An 18,609-nucleotide genomic window follows, 5' to 3' on the forward strand; every position below is an offset into this window, starting at 1 on the left:
CCGGCCTTGAAATTGCCATCCGCCTGGGTTTGATGGCAAGCCATGAGCGAGGGGATTTCCGCACTGTTCACCCGTCTGTGCCTTTTGGCCGGGCTGATGGCGACCGCGACGACGTTCGCCGTCGCACAGGACGCGCCCGACCCCGAACTGAAGCTGTCTCTGCCGGGGCTGAGCGGCTATGCGCCGACACAGGGCGACACACCGCTGGCGACGGGGGCAAGCGGCGAAGTCACTTTGGAAGCCAAGCTGACCGAGGACGCGCCGGAATTGTCGCGCGGCCTGGTGTGGCGGGTGTTCAAGCCGGAACCGGCCGCCGACGGCAAACTGCCGCTGGTCGCGCAGGGCCAGGGCGGCACCAGCGCGTTTTCGCTCGAACCGGGCAGTTATCTGGTGCACGCCGCATTCGGGCGCGCCGGCGCGACCAAGCGCATCACGGTCGGCAGCGCGTCCAGCCGCGAGACCTTCGTTTTGGATGCCGGCGGTCTGAAGCTCGACGCGATCCTGTCGGGCGGCGTGCGCATCCCGCCGGCGAAGCTGCGCTTTTCGATCTATGAAGCGGCGGAGGACCCCGATGGCGACCGCGCCCTGATCATTCCCAATGTCAGCCCCAATACGGTGGTGCGGCTCAACGCCGGCACCTATCACGTTGTGTCGACATATGGTGCGGTCAACGCCGTTATCCGCTCCGATATCCGGGTCGAGGCCGGCAAACTCACCGAAGCGATGGTCGAGCACCGCGCCGCGCAACTGACGATGAAACTGGTGCGCGACGCCGGCGGCGAGGCGATCGCCGACACCTCGTGGTCGGTGCTGACGGGGTCCGGCGATCCGGTGCGCGAAAATGTCGGCGCCTTCGCCTCGATGGTGCTGGCCGAGGGCGACTATACGGTGATCGCCAAGAACCGCGAACGCATCTATCAGCGCGACTTCACGGTGGTGGCCGGCCGCAACCAGGACGTCGAGGTGATCGCGACCGAGGACCTGGTTCCCGCGCGCGAAGCCGCGTCCAGGGCCGAAATCGTCGAGTAACGGCTCCAGGGGCAGCCGTCAGGCGCTGAGCGGCGGGCGCCGGTCGCGCCAGGCCATTGCCTTTTCCAGCTGCGCGGAGACGGCCAGAACGGTGGCCTCATCGCCATAGCGGCCGACAAGCTGGACGCCGATCGGAATATTGTCGCGCGACCATGCCAACGGCAGCGAGATCGCCGGCTGGCCGGAGATGTTGAAGGGGAAGGCAAAAACAGAATCGGCCCATTTGGCGTTGTAGCGGTCGATGTCGGGTTCGGACATGTCGTAATAGCCGACCGGACGCGGCAATTGCGTCAGGGTCGGCGTGATGAACAGGTCGAACGGCTGCAACTGGCCGACGACCGCGCGCCCGATCTGGCGTACACCCTCGACATCGGTGATATGCTTGGTGCCGCTGGTGGCGCGGCCGCGCTCGATGATCGCCCAGGTGACCGGCTCGACGTCGGCCGGCGTAACTGGGCGGCCGACCGCGGGCTCCAGCCAGTCGAACATGGCCGCGGTCTGCACGCAGGTCATGTCGGTATAGGTCTTCCAGGCCGCGTCGCCGTCGAGGTCGAGATCGCGCTCCTCGACCTGATGGCCGAGCCCTTCCAGCGTCGCAACGGTGTTCAGCACGGCGTCCCTGACCTGCGGGTCGACGGCGGTGCCGTTGGGCGGCGTCACCGAATAGGCGATCCGCAGTTTTTTCGGCGCACGGCGCGACAGGTCCAGCCAGCTCCCGGCCGGCACCGGCGGCGTATAGGGGTCGCCGGGCAGCGCGCCGGCGACGGCATCGAGATAGGCGGCTGTGTCGCGCACGGAGCGCGTGCAACACAGGAAATAGGCGCCACCGTACCAGTAGTCACCGAGCGGGGCGAGTGTCACGCGGCCGCGCGACGGTTTCAGCCCGACAATGCCGCAGCACGAGGCCGGGATGCGGATCGAGCCGGCCCCGTCGCTCGCCTCGGCGATCGGCACCATGCGCGAGGCGACCGCGGCCGCGGTTCCGCCGCTCGAGCCGCCGGGCGTGACCTCCTCGTTCCAGGGATTGAGGGTCGGGCCATAAAGCTTCGGTTCGGTGGCAATCGACCAGCCGTTTTCCGGCGCATTCGACTTGCCGACCAGCACCAGGCCGGCGCGCTTGATCCGCCCGACGACCTCGCTATCGGCGGGTGCGACGACATCCTTGAAATAGGCGGAGGAATTGGTGATCGGCGCGCCCTCCCAGGACGAGGCCAGTTCCTTCAAGAGATAGGGCACGCCGGCGAAGGGCGCGGCGGCGTCGATGGTCTCGGCGCGCGCGCGGCCCATATCGTAGAGCCGGTGGACGACCGCGTTGAGGCGCGGATTGAGCCGCTCGATCTGGGTGATCGCCGCCTCGACGAGTTCGGCCGGCGAAACCTCCTTCTTGTGCACGAGCTCCGCCAGGCCGAGCGCGTCGGACTCGGCGTAGGTTTCCAGCAGGGATTCGGTGACTGTCGGCATATCGTATCCTCCTGTCGAACGAGATTGACCGCGGGCGCGCGTAATCGCTGCCGCATCGCTCATGCGGGCGGTCGCAACGGTCCTGGGTCGGAAGCTGGTCGGCCGCCGGGACGCAAAACCCGGCGGCGGCCATGTCAGGCGAGTTCGATGGCGCGGCCTTCCTCAATGCTTTGCTCGGCAGCAAGCACGATGCGCAGGGAGTTGACCGCGGCATCCATGGATTCCGACAGATCCAGATCCTCGCGGATCGCACGCAGCAGGAAGGCCTGTTCGCGGTCGCAAAGCTCCTGATGGCCGGGCTCGTCCTCCATGCTGAGGATCTCGTCCTTCTTGACGAAGTTCTTGTCGCCATCAACCTCGGCGTAATGGATCTTGATCGCATCGGTCTTGGTGTGCTGGTCGATATCGGCCGAATCCGACAATTCGTCCGTTTCCTTGCCGTTTTCAGCCTGGCCGGCAACGATGGAGACCGCGCCCTTGGGACCGACGACGTCCTTCACGAAATAGGCGATCTCGCTCATCATCGGGCCCCATCCGGCCTCGTACCAGCCGACAGAGCCGTCGTCGAAGGTGACGTGGAGATGGCCGTAATTCTGTTTGGCAGCGTCCGCCCATAATTTGGCGCCGATACCGTGGACGCGCACCGGCTTGGCGCCGGTCAACTGGCACATCACGTCGACATAGTGGACGCCACAATCGACGATCGGGATCAGGGAATCGATCAGGTTCTTGTGCCAGGACCAGGCCGGGCCGCTGCTTTGCTGGTTGAGATTGAGACGCATGACCAGCGGCTTGCCGAGCGTCTGGCCCTTCTCGATGAAGGTGATCCAGGATGGGTGCACGCGCAGGATGTATCCCAGCACCAGCTTGCGGTTTTTTTCGCGCGCCTTGGCGACGACCTTTTCGGCGTCGGCGATGTTGGTGGCGATCGGCTTTTCCATGAAGACGTGGCAACCGGCATCCATCGCCTTCAGCGCGTATTCGGCATGGGTGTTCGGCCAGGAATTGATGGAGACGACATCCGGCCTGGTGTCGCGGAGTGCCTGGTCGAAATCCTCAAACAGCGGATAGCCGGCAAGCTCGTCCGGTATCGCCTTGCCCTTTATCGACCGGCTCATCAGACCGACGATTTCGTAGCCGTCCAGCCGATGGTAGGCGCTGGCATGCGACGCCCCCATATTGCCGAGACCGACCACAAGGACCTTAACTTTGTCAGGCACCGCGCCCTCCCAAAAACGTTTCGTGAGCTGTCAGACGGACGGCCCCTCCGGCCGCCCGCCTATGTCCGTAAACTCGGTCGCGAACGCTAGATCGCGTCGTCGAACATGTGCGACTTGATGTTGTCGACGTCGAGCTTTGCGAAGTCTTCCGACAATTCGTAGGCGTCGGCGTCGGCCTTGACCTTGGCATGGTCGAAATCGTTGGCCGGGCCGATCAACTCGTTGGTGCAGACGTCCTCGGCCTTCACCGGGTCGGAAATCTGGCCGATCTGGTGGATCTGATCGAAGAAGCTCTGCCAGCTCGCCATATCGTGCCAGCCCCAGCCCTCACGCTGGTCCATGTCGCCGCGGAAGACATTTATCTGCTGCAGAATCGAGGTCGTGCCGAGTTCCGGACCGGTGTTTTTGGCGAAGGTCGGGAATTGTTCGAAAACGGCCTCTACCGCCGCGCGGGGATTCTGGTAGCCGAATTCGAGGCCCATCGCCCAGGCACGCAGATATTTTTGCAGGAACGCCACGCGATCGGAATCCTCCAGGTCGGCGCTGCGGACGATGAAGGTGTTGGCCGGCAGGTTGGAATTTTGAACACCGAGCCAGTAGTCGAATTCGAGACCCGTGGCGATCCATTCCGCGCGCAGCCCCTCCCAGGCAAGCGCCGCGTCGCCCTGGCCGCCTGCGAGCGCGGTGCCCCAGGTCGGCCAACCGGCCTCGACATATTTGACTTTGCTAACATCGACGCCCTGCGCGGCCAGCATCGGATCGACGATCGCCTGCCAGGCGGCGGAGCCGAGCAGCATGGTCTTGCCTTCGAGCTGCTTGAGGTCGGACACGCCCTCGCCCTTGCGGAAGGCGATGGAGAACGTGTCGCGCGCGCCCATATGGAAGACCGATTTGAGCTTCATGCCGTTCTGCAGCGCGAAGGAAAACACGCCCGGAGACGGAAAGCCCATGTCGGCCTGGCCGACATCAACGAATTTCACGGTGGCCGTGCCGTCGGACGGGCCGGGCTGCATCTCGGTGTCGAGACCGTCGAAATAACCCATCTTCTTGGCGATCCAGAAAGGATAGTCGTCGAGCACCTCGAGTGTTCCGCGCGGCGAAATCCACGTGAAGGTGTCATAGGGCTCCGCGCGTGCCGGCGTCAGATATCCGCCGGCGCCAAGGGCGGTGGCCGTAACCACGCCTCCGCCCGTGACTTGCAGAAAATGTCGGCGGCTCATGCGCGCCTGCATGTTTAGGATGGACGGTTTTTTTCCGGTCATTGCGCTCTTCCCTCTGCGGTTAAACCTGTCTGGTCTGTCATCGGCGCCCGTCAGGCTTTCGGGAGCCTTCCTGCCGTGGTCCGCCCCTTAAGTTTCCCAACTCGCCCACTTCTTCCCGATCAGGAAAAAGAGCACGTAGATAAGGATGCCGAGAGTCGAGAGGATGAGAACCACCGCGAAGAATTGCGGCATCTGGATCATCGAGGAATAGGTCGTCAGGCGATTGCCCAGTCCGAAGCCGCCGCCGACCATTTCCGCGCCCACAGCGGTGAGCAGGCCGAATATCGCGCCGATCATCAGCCCGACGAGGATCATCGGCAGAGCCATCGGCGCGCGGATCTTCCAGAAGATCTGCAACGTGCTGGCGCCATAGGAGCGCGCCAGGGCGATCTTGGCGTTGTCGACCCGCCGGAACCCGGTGGCCGCGTTGATCATCACCATCGGCCCGGAGGCGAGCGCCACGGCGATGATGCGCGGCTCGTAGCCGAAGCCGAAACGCAGGATGAGAAGCGGCACCAGCGCGAGCATCGGGGTCGTGACCAAAAGCAGGATGTAGGGCGCCACGATCTTTTCGGCGAAGGGGAACTGCGTGATCACGGCCGCCAGAATGAGGCCGATGGTGGCGCCGATGGCGAACCCCCCGAAAAGCTCGACCAACGTGTGCATCAAATGCGGGAAAATCAGCGGGAAATCGCCGACCAGCGCCACCGCGATCGCACTCGGCGTGGGCATGATATAAGGCGGCACCTCGAAGACGCGCAGCGCCAGTTCCACGCCGCCGACGACGAAGACCGCGACCGCGATGATGGCGACGACTTCGGCGGTCGACTTGATGCCGATGCCGCCCGACAAAGCCGACAGGTTCGTGAGGCTGACCTCACCGCCCTCGCCGGAAGCGCCCTTGCGGAATTCAGGTATAGCGTCTGATCGATCCACCGATACCGCCCCTCAATTAGTGCGTTCGCGCTGACGTTTGGCCTGCGGCTCGGCGCCCTTGCGCCCGCCGACGATTTCCATCTTGATCGCGTTGGTCAGGTCGAAAACCTCCTTCGTCGCCATCACTTCCATCGAGCGCGGACGCTCGAAGGGCACCGAAAACTCGCGCGCGACACGCCCCGGGCGCCCGCTGAGCACGACCACCCGGTCCGACAGGAAGATCGCTTCCTCGATGCTGTGGGTGATGAAGACGATGGTCGTTTGCGTCTCGAGCCAGATTTCCTCGACCAGCCGGTTCATCTCCTCGCGGGTGAAGCTGTCGAGCGCGCCGAACGGCTCGTCCATCAAAAGAACCGACGGCCGCAGCGACAGCGCGCGCACCATCGCCGCGCGCTGCTGCATGCCGCCGGAGAGCTCGCGCGGAAACTTGCCTCCGAACCCTTCCAAACCGACCCGCTGGAGAAGGTGGTCAATCCAGGGATTGTCGGGTTTGATACGCTTGATCTCGAACGGAAAGCGGATATTGGCGTCTAGGTCGCGCCACGGCAGAAGATTGGCCTCCTGGAAAACAAGGCCGATATCAGGGTGCGGTCCTCGGATCGGTGTGCCGTCGAGCAGGATCTCGCCGCCCGACAGTCCGTGAAGACCCGACATCGACCACAACAAGGTGGTCTTGCCGCAACCGGAAGGGCCGACGATGGACACGATTTCGTTGGCGCGCACGTCCAGGCTGCACCGGTCGAGCGCGAGAAGGTCGCCCGAAGCGGTGGCGTAAACCTTCGACGCCGCATCGACACGAAGCTTCGGGGTTTGTGCATCGCCTGCCGTCATTCGCCCCTCGGATCGTTTTCGGCGACCTCGAGGATCCACCGTTCATCCATTAAAATCAGTCTGTAACTATCCTACTTTTCTGTCAAGATGCTGGTCGGGCCAGTTAGTGTTTTGATGACCACTACCCTTTCCAAAGCCACGTTTTCAGGGGTTTTTTGCGATTTGAAAGTGTGTTAGTTTCCTACATGATCGCCGAAAAACACTGTGCATTGCGCAGGCTTTGCGTTGTTCGTCGGGCGAGAACGGCTTGACGGGCGCGAAGGGATTGTCCGCCATGGACATGCTATGTCGCAGGATTGGCCGCTCATGGTCCGCCGGCATCAGGCAGAAGGGATAGCGCTCATGGTCGAGACCGCACGACGAGCCTGGCAGAGCGGCGCCACGATGGCCGATCGCGGAGATCAGGCAAAGCCGATCCCCGACATCATTTCGCAGATTAAAGACTCCTACGGCGACCTGCGCCCGGCGGAGCGGCGCGTGGCCGATGCCGTTCTCGACGACGTGAAATTCGCGGTGGACGCCTCCAACGCCGATCTTGCACGGCGGGCCGAGGTGAGCGAGCCGACGGTGACGCGGTTCTGCCGCGCGATCGGCTGCGACGGCGTGCGCGACTTCAAGCTGAAGCTCGCCCAGAGCCTGGTCGTCGGCGCGCTTTACCTGTCGAAGCCGCCCGCGTCGTCGACAGGCAACGGCATGCCGTTCTGGAGCGCCGTGTTCGGCCAGGCCAGACAGGCCCTGCAGGAGGCGGAACGGCAACTCGACCCGGCCAGCCTGCAGCAGGCGGCCGAGTTCATAGCCAAGGCGCGCCAGGTGACCGTGTTCGGCCTGGGCGGCAGTTCATCAGCGCTGGCGCAGGAGACCCAATACCGACTGTTTCGCTACGGCGTCGCGGTGAGCGCGCACAGCGACCCTTACCTGATGCGCATGACGGCCTCGACGCTAAAGCCCGACGATCTAGCGATCGCCATCTCGGCGACGGGACGGACGCGCGAAGTGATCGAGGCGATAGAACTCGCCAAGCACTACCGGGCCAAGACCGTCTGCATCTCCGCGCCCGGCAGCAACCTTGCGAACGCCTGCGATATCGGCCTCACCGTCGCGGTGCCAGAATATCCCGATACGCTCAAACCGACGGCCTCGCGCTTCGCCTTTCTGGCGGCGATCGACCTGATGGCGGTCGCGGCCGGCTACAAGCTTGGCGAGAGCGCCCAGGAAAACCTGCGCCGCATCAAATACAATGTCCTGACCCACCGCGGAGGCAAGGATGTGATGGAACCGCTCGGCGATTAGGGCCGTTTGCGCCCCTCGCCCGCCGACGGCCGACCATCATTTCAACCATTGACCCCAAAACCCAGCGCGCCACGCGAATACGAGGAGGAGGAATGATGCTCGATGCCGCACCAGCCCAGCAGGCGGCCAACTGGCTGCGTTCATTGTCGGTCGCCCTGGACGCTGGCGAGCCTGACACGGCCGCTGCCTTGTTCCTGGAGCAATGCTACTGGCGCGATCTTTTGAGCTTCACCTGGAACATCAAGACGATGGAAGGGCGCACGGCCGTGCGCGAGATGCTCGACGCCGCGCTTAAGCAAACGCAGCCGGGCACATGGCGCCTGAAGGGAGAGGCAACGAACGCGGATGGCGTGGTGGAGGCCCACTTCACCTTCGAGACACAGGTCGCCCACGGCAAGGGCATCGTGCGGCTGCGCGAAGGGCGCTGCCACACGCTGTTCACGATGATGACGGACCTCAAGGGCCACGAGGAGAAGAAGGGGCGCACGCGCGCGCTCGGCGTGCGCCACAAGGCCGATCCGAGCCGCGAGACGTGGTCCGAAGCGCGCGCGCGCGAGCAGGCGGCGCTCGGTCACACCGAAGATCCCTACTGCCTGATCATCGGCGGCGGACAGGGCGGCATCGCGCTCGGCGCGCGGCTGAAGCAACTCGGCGTGCCGACGCTCATCGTGGAGAAGAACGCGCGTGCCGGCGATTCGTGGCGCAACCGCTACCGGACGCTCGTGCTGCACGACCCGGTCTGGTACGATCACCTGCCCTACATCCCCTTCCCCGAGCACTGGCCCGTCTTCACGCCCAAGGACAAGATGGGCGACTGGCTGGAGATGTATGCCAAGGTGATGGAGCTCAACTACTGGACCTCCACCATCTGTATCGGCGCCTCCTATGACGAAGCCGAAAAACTCTGGACGGTCGAACTCGAGCGCGCCGGTCAACGGATCGTCGTAAAACCGCGCCAGCTCGCATTCGCCACCGGCGCCTACGGCCCGCCGCGCCGCATAGAGCTTGCCGGTGCCGACCGTTTCAAGGGTCAGGTCCTGCATTCCAGCGAGTATGCCGGCGGCACCCCGTTCAAAGGCCGCAAATGCGCGGTGATCGGCGCGGCGAGTTCCGGTCACGACGTCTGCGTCGACCTTTGGGAGAGCGGCGCCGACGTTACGATGATCCAGCGCTCGCCGACCACCGTGGTCAAGTCCGACACGATGATGGAGATGGCGTTCGAGATCTATTCGGAAGAAGCGCTCGATCGCGGCATGACGACGGAGGCGGCCGACATGCTCGTGGCCTCCACCCCGTTCGCCCTGCTGCCGGAAAGCCAGAAGGCGCTCTGGGACGAAATTAGACGGCGCGATGCGGCGTTTTACGAAAAGCTGTCGGCGACCGGCTTTGCGGTCGATTTCGGCGAGGACGAGACCGGCCTGATGATGAAGGCCTACCGCACCGGTTCGGGTTATTACATCGATGTCGGCGCAAGCGACCTGATCATCGACGGCGAAATCGGCATACGCAGCGGCAAGCAGATCAAGACGCTGAGCGAAAACGGCATTTTGTTCGAGGATGGCGAAGAGCTACCGGCCGACGCGATCGTCATGTGCACCGGCTACCATTCGATGCACGAAACCGTGGCGCAGATCGTCTCGCGCGAGGTCGCCGACAGCGTCGGGCCGTGCTGGGGCCTCGGTTCGGGCGTGAAGGACGATCCCGGCCCGTGGCAGGGCGAGCTGCGCAATATGTGGAAACCCACGGCGCAGGAGGCGCTTTGGTTCCATGGCGGCAATCTCGCGCTGTCGCGGTTTTATTCCAAGATCGTCGCGCTGCAGATCAAGGCGCGGATGGAAGGCATCGATACGCCCGTCTACCGGGACCAGGCATAGGTTCGGCACAAAGCAGCGCGCCGCCGCTCAGTGGCGGCAATAGGGGCGACCGAAATGCGCGACCACGAGATCGGTATGCGTCTGGCGCGGCCCCGCCCCGTTCCTGGCGAGATCGGCCGGGGAGCGGATTTCGTCGTTCGGCAACCAGGTGCCGCCCGCGACGACCCCCCGCGACACCAGCCGCTCCTTGGCGGTCAGGGTGCTGCCGACGGAATCGGTGAAGGTGACCTCGCCCGGCTCGAGCGTCAGCACGCTGAGGTCGGCCGGCCCGCCGACGAACACCCGCCCGAGATCCTCGCGACCGATCGCGTCGGCGGGAGCCTGTGTCGTCGCGCGGATGGTTTCGGTCAGGGGCATGCCAAGCGCCATCAGCTTGGACATGCACACCAGAAGATCGAAGGCGGGGCCGTCCACGCATAAAAGATGCAAATCGCTGCTGATCACGTCGGGAAGCATGCCTCCAGCAAGCATCGTGCGCGCGACCTCGAAATCGAACGAGCCCATGCCGTGGCCGATATCGAAGATGACGCCGCGCTCGCGCGCCAGCCGCATATCGGCCTTGATCTCGCCGGCGCCGTTGACCGGCGCGTTCGGGAACGGGCGAAAGCAATGGGTGAGCACGTCGCCGCGCCGCAAACGCTCGAGCACTTCGAGGCGTCCGGGCGGCGGCTCGTCGATATGCGCCATCACCGGCAGTCCGACCCGGTCGGCGGTCTCCATGGCCAGTTCCAGGGGCGCGATGCCGCTGGTGCCGCCGGCGATGCGGCCGGTGCGCACCTTCATGCCGACGATGACATCCTTGTGCTCGAGCGCGCAGGCGACCGCCTCGCGCGGGTCGCACAGGCGCAGGTCGGCGCATTCGCCGACCATCAGGCGGTTGGAGAAGCCGAAAATGCCCGCGAAGGAGATGTTGAGATAGGCCACGATGCGCACCTTGGCGCGGTCCATCACGTGACTGCGAAATCCGAGAAAATTGCCGGCGCCGGCGCTGCCGGCATCGACATAGGTGGTGGTGCCGCTCGGGGCCGCCAGCCGGTCGGCGTTGACGCCCAAGGACGTGCCGCCCCAATAGACGTGGCTGTGCAGGTCGATCAGGCCAGGCGTCACCATGCATCCATCGGCCTCGACGATCCGGGCCGCGCCGTCCGCCGGCAACTCGGCGCCGATCGCCGCTACGCGCCCCTGCGCGACGCCGACATCCAGAACGGCATCGACGCCGCGGCTGGGATCGATCAGCCGACCGCCCCGAACAAGCACGTCAAAAGACATCAGCCAATCGCTCCCGCTCGCGCACCCATCTCATTGTGTCCCATTCTCGCCGCGGCCATTTACACGGGTTTGTAGGCAACCGCCTCGACCTCGATCTTGATGTCGATCATCAAGCGGCTTTCGACCGTGGTCCGGGCCGGCGGATTTTTCGGGAAGTGCCGGGCATAGACCTTGTTAAACACCCCGAAATCGCGCGCATCCTCGAGCCACACCGTCGTCTTGACCACATCGTCCATGGCGCAGCCGGCGAGCTTCAGCGCCTCCCTGACATTCACCAGGACCTGTTCGGTCTGCTCGACGATCCCACCCTGGACGATCGTGCCGTCGCTCACCGGCACCTGGCCGGAGATGTAAACAAAATCGCCCGCGCGCACGGCGGGCGAAAGCGGAACATGGGAAGTTCCGAAGCATTGCTTGGACATGAAACCCCTCCAGTCTGTAACCTGCCGCCCGTGCGGCTCCGCATGCCGATAAGGCGCCAGAAACGCGGCCACCCTCCCCCCGCGGAGAAGCGGCGCAAGAACAGGCGCCAGAAGCACCAGGAACCGATCCTGTTACAGCCCTTGTTGGAAAGCAACATCTTTCATAGTTTTGTGTTGCTTTATTACAAGAATGTTCGCATCCTGCCCCTCCGACAGCGGCGCGACCGCTATGGCGCCATCCAGAGGCGCACAAAGCACCGGCGACCGACGGGGGAGCAGATGATTGATTTCGCGGGCGAACGTGTGGTCGTCACCGGGGCGGGCGGCGGCGTCGGCACAGCGCTCATTGCGGTGCTTTCTAAGTGCAATGCGCGCATCGTGGCCTGCGACCGGCCTGGCGCCGACCTTTCGGCGCCGGGCATCGGCGAGACGCACCATTTCGACCTTCTGGACGAGGACGCACTTCACCGGGCCTGCGCGGCGATCTGCGAGGCGGGTGCGCCGGCGGCGGTGATCTCGAACGCCGGCTGGACCCGCGCCGAGACGCTCGCCGACATCACGCCGGAGAACCTGGCCGCGGAACTTGACCTCAACTTCCGCAGCGCGGCGCTGCTGTCGCGCGCATTTCTGCCGGCGATGCGCACCCGGCCCTCGGGTTCGGCCTTCGTTTTCGTCTCCTCGGTCAATGCGCTGGCCCATTACGGCAATCCGGCCTATTCGGCGGCCAAGGCCGCCCTGCACGCCTGGATGCGGGCGATCGCCACCGAGGAAGGCCGCAACGGCATCCGCGCGAACGTTGTCGTTCCCGGATCGATCAACACCGACGCCTGGACGCATCGGCTGGAGGAGAATCCGGAAATTCTGGCCGCCGTCACCCGGCTCTATCCGCTCGCGCGGCTGGTGGAACCGAGCGAAGTGGCGCGCGCGATCGTCTTTCTGGCCTCGTCGTGGGCAAGCGGCATCACCGGTGCCACATTGCGGGTGGATGCGGGCGTGAGCGCCAGCAACCTGCCGTTTCTCGAGCAGATCGCCGGCTAGCAAACGGGATCACGATCATCCAGCGGAGCCTTTGCCATGAAGTTTATCGACCTCGACACACCGGCGGTCATCATCGACCGCAATATCGCCGACGCCAATCTGCGCCGCGCCCAGGACTATGCCGACGCGCACGGGCTACCGCTGCGCCCGCATGTCAAAACGCATAAGCTGCCGCTATTTGCCAAACGGCAGATCGAGCTCGGCGCCGTCGGCATCACCTGCCAGAAGCTCGGCGAGGCCGAGGCGATGGCCGACGCGGGTATCGCCGACATCTTCATTCCCTACAATATCGTCGGCGCCGACAAGCTGGACCGGCTGAACGCCCTTCACCGACGGCTCACCCTTTCGGTGAGCGCCGACAGCCGGCCGACCGTCGAAGGTTATGCCGGCCACTTCACCGATGCATCGCACCCCCTGCCCGTTTTGATCGAATGCGACACGGGCGCGAAACGCTGCGGCGTGCAGTCGCCGCAGGAGGCGCTGGAGCTCGCCAGGCTGATTGACGCGGCGCCAGGATTGCATTTCGAAGGCCTGATGACCTATCCGCCGCGCGGCAAGGGCGCAGAGGTCGACCAATGGTTCAAATCAGCGAAAAAAATGCTGAACGATGCCGGCCTGGAGGTGGCGCGCATTTCCAACGGCGGGTCACCGGACCTTTATGCCGCCGCCGAGGTGACTTCCGCGACCGAGCACCGGCCGGGAACCTATATCTATTCAGACCGTATGCAGGTCTCGTTCGGGCTCGGAACGCTGGAAGATTGCGCGCTGAGCGTGCTGGCGACCGTCGTCAGTCGCCCGACCCCGGACCGCGCCGTGCTCGACGCCGGCTCCAAGGCGCTGGCCGCCGACCGCAGCGATGCGCCCGGCCACGGCCATATCGTAGACTATCCGCAGGCGGTGGTGACCGGGCTCAGCGAGGAGCACGCGGTGGTCGACCTTTCCGGCTGCGCGACAAAGCCGGCGGTCGGCGACAAGGTGCGCGTCATTCCCAACCATGTGTGCGTGGTGTCCAATCTGTTCGACGCCGTCCACCTGATCGACGGACAAGAAGTGATCGCCCGCGTCCCGGTCGCCGCGCGCGGCCGCGTGACATAGGACCGCCAAGCCAGCGGCAAACCCGAGCACGGAGCCCAACATGCAGTTCGACAAAAACCCCTTTCCGGAAGGCGACGCCGACCGGCACTATCTTTGGGAGATGCTGGTGCGGCGCGACATCGACGCCTTCCTTTCCCAGGACTGGTCGATGGTCGAGCACGATTTCATCGCCGAGAGTTTTTTCGGCATGCATGCTCATTTCCTCGCCGACGCCGATGCCTGGCGGCTGCAGTTCCCGCGGCTGGAAGTCTATCGGGACGAATGGCTGCGCCAGGCGAAGGAATCGGCGGCGAGCGAGTTCGGCGAACCGCTGCGCGAGGCGATGTTTCGCATCACCAATATGCGCGACATCGACATCGACGGCGACCGCGCCGTGCTGCACAAAAAATTCAACGGCGAGATCGCCCGCCCCGACGGCGAGCCCACGCGGCTCAAATGGCAGACGCTGTATTTCTGCCGCAAGGTCGACGGCGTGTGGAAGATCGCCGGTTTCGTCGGGTACATGCCGCATCCGCTCGGCGCATAAGCCCTGCGCTTCCACAAGGTGTCTCGATGCAGGCGAAACAAAAGCCGCTCAGGCCGCAGCCGAAGACATTGGCAGGGGAACGAAGCGAAGCCCGGCAGCGTCTTGTACAAGACGGCCGAAAGCGGGTGAGGGAAAATGATACGGCGCCAGGATCGTGCCGGTGCCGGTGTTTTCCTCCAGCAGACGGTCGCGCGTGTCGCGCGCCATCTTTGCGTCGGCGCAGAAATTGGAGACGAGGTCGCGGCGGGCGAATTGCAGCGGATGGTGCAGCACGTCGGCCGTGAACAGCACCGAGGCCGCATCGAGCGTCAGGCGAACGACGCACATGCCGGGCGAATGGCCGGCGGCCGGTTCGAAACGCAGGCCGGGCGCGATCTCGAAGGTCGGGCCAACCAGGTCGAGGCAGCCGGCTTTTCTCAGCGGCAAGACACTGTCGGCGAAGGCGCCATGCAGGACGGGAGCAGGCGGTTCCGCCTGTTGAAGCCGGTTCCAATGGTCGAATTCGGCCCGCGGCGCCACGTAGCGGGCACGCGGGAACGTCGGCTGCCAGCCGGCATCGCCCAGTACCGTGTTCCAGCCGACATGGTCGGCGTGCAGATGCGTGTTGACGACGATGTCGACGGCGTCGGGTCGTACGCCGAGCCCATCGAGCAGGTCGAGAAACGGGCCGGCTCGGCGATGCCAGGCGGGACGATCCAACCGTTCCTTGCCGTTGCCGACACCGGCATCGATCAGAGCGGTGAAATCCGGCGTCTGGACCAAATAGCTGTTGAAGCTCAAAAGCAGGGTTGCGGCCTCCGCATCGACGGTTCCGGCCGGGACCGCGCCGGCGGCGGCGCGCAGATCTTCAGCCGTCAACGCACCGAACAAGGCGGTGGCGGGCCATTCGATCCGGTCGATATCGGGTATGCGGACAATCCGCGCCGCGCCGATGGTCAAGACATCCATGGAGCAGGCCGGTCGGCCATGCCCGATCTCGACATGCAGTGTTTCGATCATCGCGTCCTGTCCTCGTCCCTCCGCCATCGGTCGGGCGGGCCCACGATCAGACACCGAGATAACGGTGCCTGACGTCCTCGTCGGCCTGCAGTTCGGCCGGCGTCGCGGTATAGACCACCTTGCCCTTGTTGAGGATCACCACCCGGTCGGCGAGCGCCAGCGCGAATTTAAGTCGCTGCTCGACGAGCAGGATCGTCGAGCCCTGCGCCTTGACCATTTCCAGCACGCCGAACAATTCCTTGACCAGAAGTGGCGACAGGCCCTCCGTCGGCTCATCGAGAATAACCAGCCGCGGGTTGCCAACCAAGGCGCGGCCGACGGCCAGCATCTGCTGTTCGCCGCCCGACAGGGTTCCGGCGCGATTGTCGCGGCGCTCGGCGAGCCGCGGAAAGGCGTCGTAGACGGCATCGACGGTCCAGGACAGTCCCTGCCCGTCGAAACGCCGCAAATGGCGCGCGATCTCGAGGGTTTCGGCCACGCTCAGCGAACGGAAGGTGCGCCGGCCCTGCGGCACCAGCGCGATGCCGGCCCGGCTGCGCGCTTCCGGCGTCGCCCGGGTCAGCGCCTTGCCCTCGAAGCGGATCGCACCCCGGCGCGGCGGGTTGAAGCCCATGATCGTACTGGCGAGCGTCGACTTGCCGACGCCGTTGCGCCCCAGCACGGCCACCAGTTCGCCCGGCCGCACGTCGAGCGAGACGCCCTGCAGGATGTAGCTGTCGCCGTAATAGGTGTGAACGTCGTCCACGCTGACGATCGGTTGCGCCATACCGCTCACTCGCCTTCGCCAAAATAGATGCGTTGGATATCCTCGTTGGCCTGCACCTCGGCCGCGGTGCCGGTGGTCACCAACCGGCCATTGTGTAGGATCGTGAACAGGTCGGCGACCGCGAAGGCAACGTCCATGTCGTGCTCGACCACGATCACGGTCACGTCCTCGGGCAAGCCCTTGATCAGACCAACGACGCTCTCGGTTTCGGTTGCCGACAGGCCCGAGGTCGGTTCGTCGAGCAGGAGGATGCGCGGCCGGTTGGCGACCGCCATGGCCAGTTCCAACTTGCGCTGATCGCCATAGGACAGATTGCTGACCAGCGTGTCGGCGCCGGCGGGAAAGCGCCACTCGGCCAGGACATCGGCCACCCGTTCGGCAATGCGCGGATACTGACTTGCCGGCCGGATCATCCCAAAACGGCTCGCCGACAGCGCCCGCACGGCTAGATGCAGATTTTCGCCGACCGTCATGTCGGGAAACAGCGAGGTGATCTGGAAGGTGCGCGCGAGACCGTCATGCGCGCGTCGGTACGGGTTCTGTCTGGAAACGTCCTGGCCGAACAACCGGACCGCGCCGGAGGTCGGCTGCAACTGCCCGCCGATCATGTTGAACAGGGTGGTCTTGCCGGCGCCATTGGGGCCTAGAAGCACACGGCGTTCGCCGACGCCGACGCGCAGAGACACGCCGTCGACGGCACGCAGGCCGCCGAATTGCATGACCACGTTGTCGACATCGACGGCTTGGGCGCTCATGCCGACCTCCTGGCGCGCCAGGCGTCGCCGACAAGCGTTACGATGCCCTTGGGCGCAAACAGCATCACACAGATGTAAAGCAGTCCGAGCACCGTCAGCCAACGGTCGGTGTAGCCGGACACGACATGGCTCATGAACACCACTAGGAAGGCGCCCAGGAACGGCCCGATCAGCGTGCCGGCGCCGCCGACGATCACCATCAGCGTCACCTCCGCCGACACGACGATACCGACCGCCTCGGGGCTGATGAACCCCTTGTAATAGACGAAGATGACGCCCGCCCAGCCGGCGAAACCGGCCGAGATGACGAAGGCCAGAAACTTGTAGAGCCAGACATTGTAGCCGAGCGCGGCCATGCGGTCGGAGTTCTGGTGAATGCCGCGCAGGGCCTCGCCAAAGGGCGAGCGCACGATCAGCCTCATGAGCAAGAGCGCGGCGGCCGCGGCGGTCAGCGCGAGAAGATAGTAGCCGGCGGTTGTGTCGACGTTGAGGCCCGGCAGGCCGAGATCCGGCCGGCCGATGCCGCGCAGGCCGTCGTCGCCGCCGGTCAGGCTGCGCCATGAAAACGCGATCGCGAAGGTGATCTGTCCGAGCGCCAGGGTGATGATCAGAAAGTAGACGCCGCTGGTGCGCAACGCCAGCAGGCCATAGGCGGCACCGACGGCCATGCTGGTCGCGATCGCGGCCGCCGCGCCCCACCAGAAGCTGTCCGAAACATGCAGCATGACCAGGCCGGCAGTATAGGCGCCAACGCCGAAATAGGCGGCGTGGCCGAGCGACGGCAGGCCGGTCTGACCGAGAAGCAGGTTCAGCCCCAGCGCCAGGACGGAAAAGATCAGGCAGTCTATCAACAGGCCCGTCGAGTAGCTCGACAACAGCCCGCCAAGCGCTGCCGCGGCGGCGAAGGCGGCGACCGCCAGTGCGCCCGCAACGAGGGAAGGTTTCATCTGGGAGATCTCACGCACGGCCGAAAAGGCCCTCCGGACGGATGACCAGCATCGCGACCATCGGGACAAAAATGGTGAACATGGCGAATTCCGGCAAAAGCGCCTTGCCGATCGTGTCGCTGAAACCGATCAGCAGACTGCCGACGAAGGCGCCACGCAGGCTTCCCAGCCCGCCGATGACGACCACGGCGAAGGCCTGCAGCACGACCTCGAAATCAGCGCCCGGATAGATGCCCAGCATCGCACCGCCGAGCACGCCGGCCGCGCCCGCCAGCGCGGCTCCGGCGCCGAACACCAGAAGAAAGACCATCTTGATGTCGAAGCCGATCGCCCGGACCATTTCGGCATCGTCGACGCCGGCACGTATCACCGCGCCGATCCGGGTGCGCTCGATGATGAGCCAGATCGCCAGCGCGACCGCAAACCCGCACACAATCAGGGCGACGCGGTATTTGGGAAAGAACAGTCCCGCAAATCGCAACGCGCCGTCGAGAAAATCGGGCCTGTCGAGCGTCTGGGGCAGACCGCCCCAGAACCACAGCGCAAGGTCAGAGATGACCAGAAGCACGCCGAAGCTCATCAACACCTGACCGAGTTCATTACCGTGCACGCGCTCCAGAAGCACGCGCTGCAAGACCATGCCGATTGCCGCGACGATCGCGGCCGCGACCAGGATGGCGAGCCAGAAATTGCCGGTCTGGTTCAGCACCGACAGCCCGAAATATCCGCCGAGCAGATAAAACGAACCATGCGCCAGGTTGATGATCCGCATCAGGCCGAAGATCACCGACAGACCCGATGCGATCAGGAAAAGCAGCATGGCGAGCGACAGCCCGTTGAGTATCTGGATCGTGTAGAACGCCATGCTTCCTGTCTTCCGAAATGGGCG

18 protein-coding genes are annotated in these 18,609 nt (G+C 64.8%); 6 read left to right on the forward strand and 12 right to left on the reverse strand.

Annotated elements, in window-relative coordinates; all coding sequences use genetic code 11:
* Positions 1 to 42: 42 nt before the first annotated feature.
* Positions 43 to 1,029, forward strand: coding sequence for a hypothetical protein (locus GN330_RS17195; protein ID WP_156713955.1), 987 nt, complete (start codon positions 43 to 45; stop codon positions 1,027 to 1,029).
* A gap of 18 nt (positions 1,030 to 1,047) precedes the next feature.
* Here the strand turns inward: GN330_RS17195 and GN330_RS17200 are convergent, their stop codons facing one another.
* The 5 genes from GN330_RS17200 to GN330_RS17220 all read right to left on the reverse strand — a co-directional run bounded on the left by GN330_RS17200 (position 1,048) and on the right by GN330_RS17220 (position 6,739).
* Positions 1,048 to 2,490 carry an amidase gene (locus tag GN330_RS17200; protein WP_156713956.1) on the reverse strand — a complete coding sequence of 481 codons (1,443 nt, stop codon included), beginning with the start codon at positions 2,488 to 2,490 and terminating at the stop codon, positions 1,048 to 1,050.
* A gap of 134 nt (positions 2,491 to 2,624) precedes the next feature.
* Complete coding sequence (locus GN330_RS17205) at positions 2,625 to 3,710, reverse strand: Gfo/Idh/MocA family protein (protein ID WP_343040815.1); 1,086 nt, start codon at positions 3,708 to 3,710, stop codon at positions 2,625 to 2,627.
* Positions 3,711 to 3,796: 86 nt separating this feature from the next.
* Complete coding sequence (locus GN330_RS17210) at positions 3,797 to 4,972, reverse strand: ABC transporter substrate-binding protein (RefSeq protein ID WP_156713957.1); 1,176 nt, start codon at positions 4,970 to 4,972, stop codon at positions 3,797 to 3,799.
* 87 nt (positions 4,973 to 5,059) lie between these two features.
* The gene (locus tag GN330_RS17215) at positions 5,060 to 5,908 is read right to left on the reverse strand and encodes an ABC transporter permease (protein WP_343040816.1); all 849 of its coding nucleotides are present in this window, start codon (positions 5,906 to 5,908) and stop codon (positions 5,060 to 5,062) included.
* Positions 5,909 to 5,920: 12 nt separating this feature from the next.
* Positions 5,921 to 6,739 carry an ABC transporter ATP-binding protein gene (locus GN330_RS17220; RefSeq protein ID WP_156713958.1) on the reverse strand — a complete coding sequence of 273 codons (819 nt, stop codon included), beginning with the start codon at positions 6,737 to 6,739 and terminating at the stop codon, positions 5,921 to 5,923.
* 384 nt (positions 6,740 to 7,123) lie between these two features.
* Here GN330_RS17220 and GN330_RS17225 point away from each other — a divergent pair, with 384 nt between their 5' ends.
* Together GN330_RS17225 and GN330_RS17230 are read left to right on the forward strand one after the other, a co-directional pair.
* Positions 7,124 to 8,029: a MurR/RpiR family transcriptional regulator gene (locus GN330_RS17225; protein WP_246188747.1), complete on the forward strand. Its 906-nt coding sequence runs from the start codon at positions 7,124 to 7,126 to the stop codon at positions 8,027 to 8,029.
* A gap of 95 nt (positions 8,030 to 8,124) precedes the next feature.
* Complete coding sequence (locus tag GN330_RS17230; RefSeq protein ID WP_156714276.1) at positions 8,125 to 9,903, forward strand: NAD(P)/FAD-dependent oxidoreductase; 1,779 nt, start codon at positions 8,125 to 8,127, stop codon at positions 9,901 to 9,903.
* 27 nt (positions 9,904 to 9,930) lie between these two features.
* Here the strand turns inward: GN330_RS17230 and GN330_RS17235 are convergent, their stop codons facing one another.
* Positions 9,931 to 11,172, reverse strand: a complete 1,242-nt coding sequence (locus tag GN330_RS17235) for an amidohydrolase/deacetylase family metallohydrolase (RefSeq protein ID WP_156713960.1) — start codon at positions 11,170 to 11,172, stop codon at positions 9,931 to 9,933.
* Positions 11,173 to 11,231: 59 nt separating this feature from the next.
* On the reverse strand, positions 11,232 to 11,594 hold the full coding sequence (locus GN330_RS17240) for a RidA family protein (protein ID WP_156713961.1): 363 nt from the start codon (positions 11,592 to 11,594) through the stop codon (positions 11,232 to 11,234).
* Between the two features lie 279 nt (positions 11,595 to 11,873).
* Between GN330_RS17240 and GN330_RS17245 the strand changes: the two genes are divergently transcribed.
* From GN330_RS17245 to GN330_RS17255, 3 genes are read left to right on the forward strand one after another with little or no spacing between them, the layout of a single operon-like run.
* A complete protein-coding gene (locus GN330_RS17245; RefSeq protein WP_156713962.1) occupies positions 11,874 to 12,632 on the forward strand; it encodes an SDR family NAD(P)-dependent oxidoreductase in 759 nt (252 codons plus the stop codon).
* A gap of 36 nt (positions 12,633 to 12,668) precedes the next feature.
* A complete protein-coding gene (locus GN330_RS17250; RefSeq protein ID WP_156713963.1) occupies positions 12,669 to 13,727 on the forward strand; it encodes a D-TA family PLP-dependent enzyme in 1,059 nt (352 codons plus the stop codon).
* Positions 13,728 to 13,767: 40 nt separating this feature from the next.
* Positions 13,768 to 14,253 (forward strand): hypothetical protein, encoded by a 486-nt coding sequence (locus GN330_RS17255; protein WP_156713964.1) that lies wholly within the window; start codon positions 13,768 to 13,770, stop codon positions 14,251 to 14,253.
* A 48-nt stretch (positions 14,254 to 14,301) separates the two neighbouring features.
* Here GN330_RS17255 and GN330_RS17260 read toward each other — a convergent pair whose 3' ends face one another.
* From GN330_RS17260 to GN330_RS17280, 5 genes are read right to left on the reverse strand one after another with little or no spacing between them, the layout of a single operon-like run.
* Entirely contained in the window at positions 14,302 to 15,252 is a 951-nt protein-coding gene (locus GN330_RS17260) for an MBL fold metallo-hydrolase (RefSeq protein WP_197435215.1), read from the reverse strand.
* A gap of 46 nt (positions 15,253 to 15,298) precedes the next feature.
* Positions 15,299 to 16,018 carry an ABC transporter ATP-binding protein gene (locus tag GN330_RS17265; RefSeq protein WP_156713966.1) on the reverse strand — a complete coding sequence of 240 codons (720 nt, stop codon included), beginning with the start codon at positions 16,016 to 16,018 and terminating at the stop codon, positions 15,299 to 15,301.
* A gap of 5 nt (positions 16,019 to 16,023) precedes the next feature.
* Positions 16,024 to 16,773 (reverse strand): ABC transporter ATP-binding protein, encoded by a 750-nt coding sequence (locus tag GN330_RS17270; protein WP_156713967.1) that lies wholly within the window; start codon positions 16,771 to 16,773, stop codon positions 16,024 to 16,026.
* Positions 16,770 to 17,720 (reverse strand): branched-chain amino acid ABC transporter permease, encoded by a 951-nt coding sequence (locus GN330_RS17275; RefSeq protein ID WP_156713968.1) that lies wholly within the window; start codon positions 17,718 to 17,720, stop codon positions 16,770 to 16,772. The genes GN330_RS17270 and GN330_RS17275 overlap by 4 nt, the downstream gene beginning before the upstream one ends.
* 10 nt (positions 17,721 to 17,730) lie before the next feature.
* Positions 17,731 to 18,585, reverse strand: coding sequence for a branched-chain amino acid ABC transporter permease (locus tag GN330_RS17280; RefSeq protein ID WP_156713969.1), 855 nt, complete (start codon positions 18,583 to 18,585; stop codon positions 17,731 to 17,733).
* Positions 18,586 to 18,609: the final 24 nt, after the last annotated feature.

Source organism: Nitratireductor arenosus (genome assembly GCF_009742725.1).
Lineage (GTDB): Bacteria > Pseudomonadota > Alphaproteobacteria > Rhizobiales > Rhizobiaceae > Mangrovimarina > Mangrovimarina arenosa.

Coding starts and splice junctions, on each gene's coding strand:
- GN330_RS17195 (WP_156713955.1), top strand. CDS start 43: ATGAGCGAGGGGATTTCCGCACTGTTCACCCGTCTGTGCCTTTTGGCC.
- GN330_RS17200 (WP_156713956.1), bottom strand. CDS start 2,490: ATGCCGACAGTCACCGAATCCCTGCTGGAAACCTACGCCGAGTCCGAC.
- GN330_RS17210 (WP_156713957.1), bottom strand. CDS start 4,972: ATGACCGGAAAAAAACCGTCCATCCTAAACATGCAGGCGCGCATGAGC.
- GN330_RS17220 (WP_156713958.1), bottom strand. CDS start 6,739: ATGACGGCAGGCGATGCACAAACCCCGAAGCTTCGTGTCGATGCGGCG.
- GN330_RS17225 (WP_246188747.1), top strand. CDS start 7,124: ATGGCCGATCGCGGAGATCAGGCAAAGCCGATCCCCGACATCATTTCG.
- GN330_RS17230 (WP_156714276.1), top strand. CDS start 8,125: ATGCTCGATGCCGCACCAGCCCAGCAGGCGGCCAACTGGCTGCGTTCA.
- GN330_RS17235 (WP_156713960.1), bottom strand. CDS start 11,172: ATGTCTTTTGACGTGCTTGTTCGGGGCGGTCGGCTGATCGATCCCAGC.
- GN330_RS17240 (WP_156713961.1), bottom strand. CDS start 11,594: ATGTCCAAGCAATGCTTCGGAACTTCCCATGTTCCGCTTTCGCCCGCC.
- GN330_RS17245 (WP_156713962.1), top strand. CDS start 11,874: ATGATTGATTTCGCGGGCGAACGTGTGGTCGTCACCGGGGCGGGCGGC.
- GN330_RS17250 (WP_156713963.1), top strand. CDS start 12,669: ATGAAGTTTATCGACCTCGACACACCGGCGGTCATCATCGACCGCAAT.
- GN330_RS17255 (WP_156713964.1), top strand. CDS start 13,768: ATGCAGTTCGACAAAAACCCCTTTCCGGAAGGCGACGCCGACCGGCAC.
- GN330_RS17260 (WP_197435215.1), bottom strand. CDS start 15,252: ATGATCGAAACACTGCATGTCGAGATCGGGCATGGCCGACCGGCCTGC.
- GN330_RS17265 (WP_156713966.1), bottom strand. CDS start 16,018: ATGGCGCAACCGATCGTCAGCGTGGACGACGTTCACACCTATTACGGC.
- GN330_RS17270 (WP_156713967.1), bottom strand. CDS start 16,773: ATGAGCGCCCAAGCCGTCGATGTCGACAACGTGGTCATGCAATTCGGC.
- GN330_RS17275 (WP_156713968.1), bottom strand. CDS start 17,720: ATGAAACCTTCCCTCGTTGCGGGCGCACTGGCGGTCGCCGCCTTCGCC.
- GN330_RS17280 (WP_156713969.1), bottom strand. CDS start 18,585: ATGGCGTTCTACACGATCCAGATACTCAACGGGCTGTCGCTCGCCATG.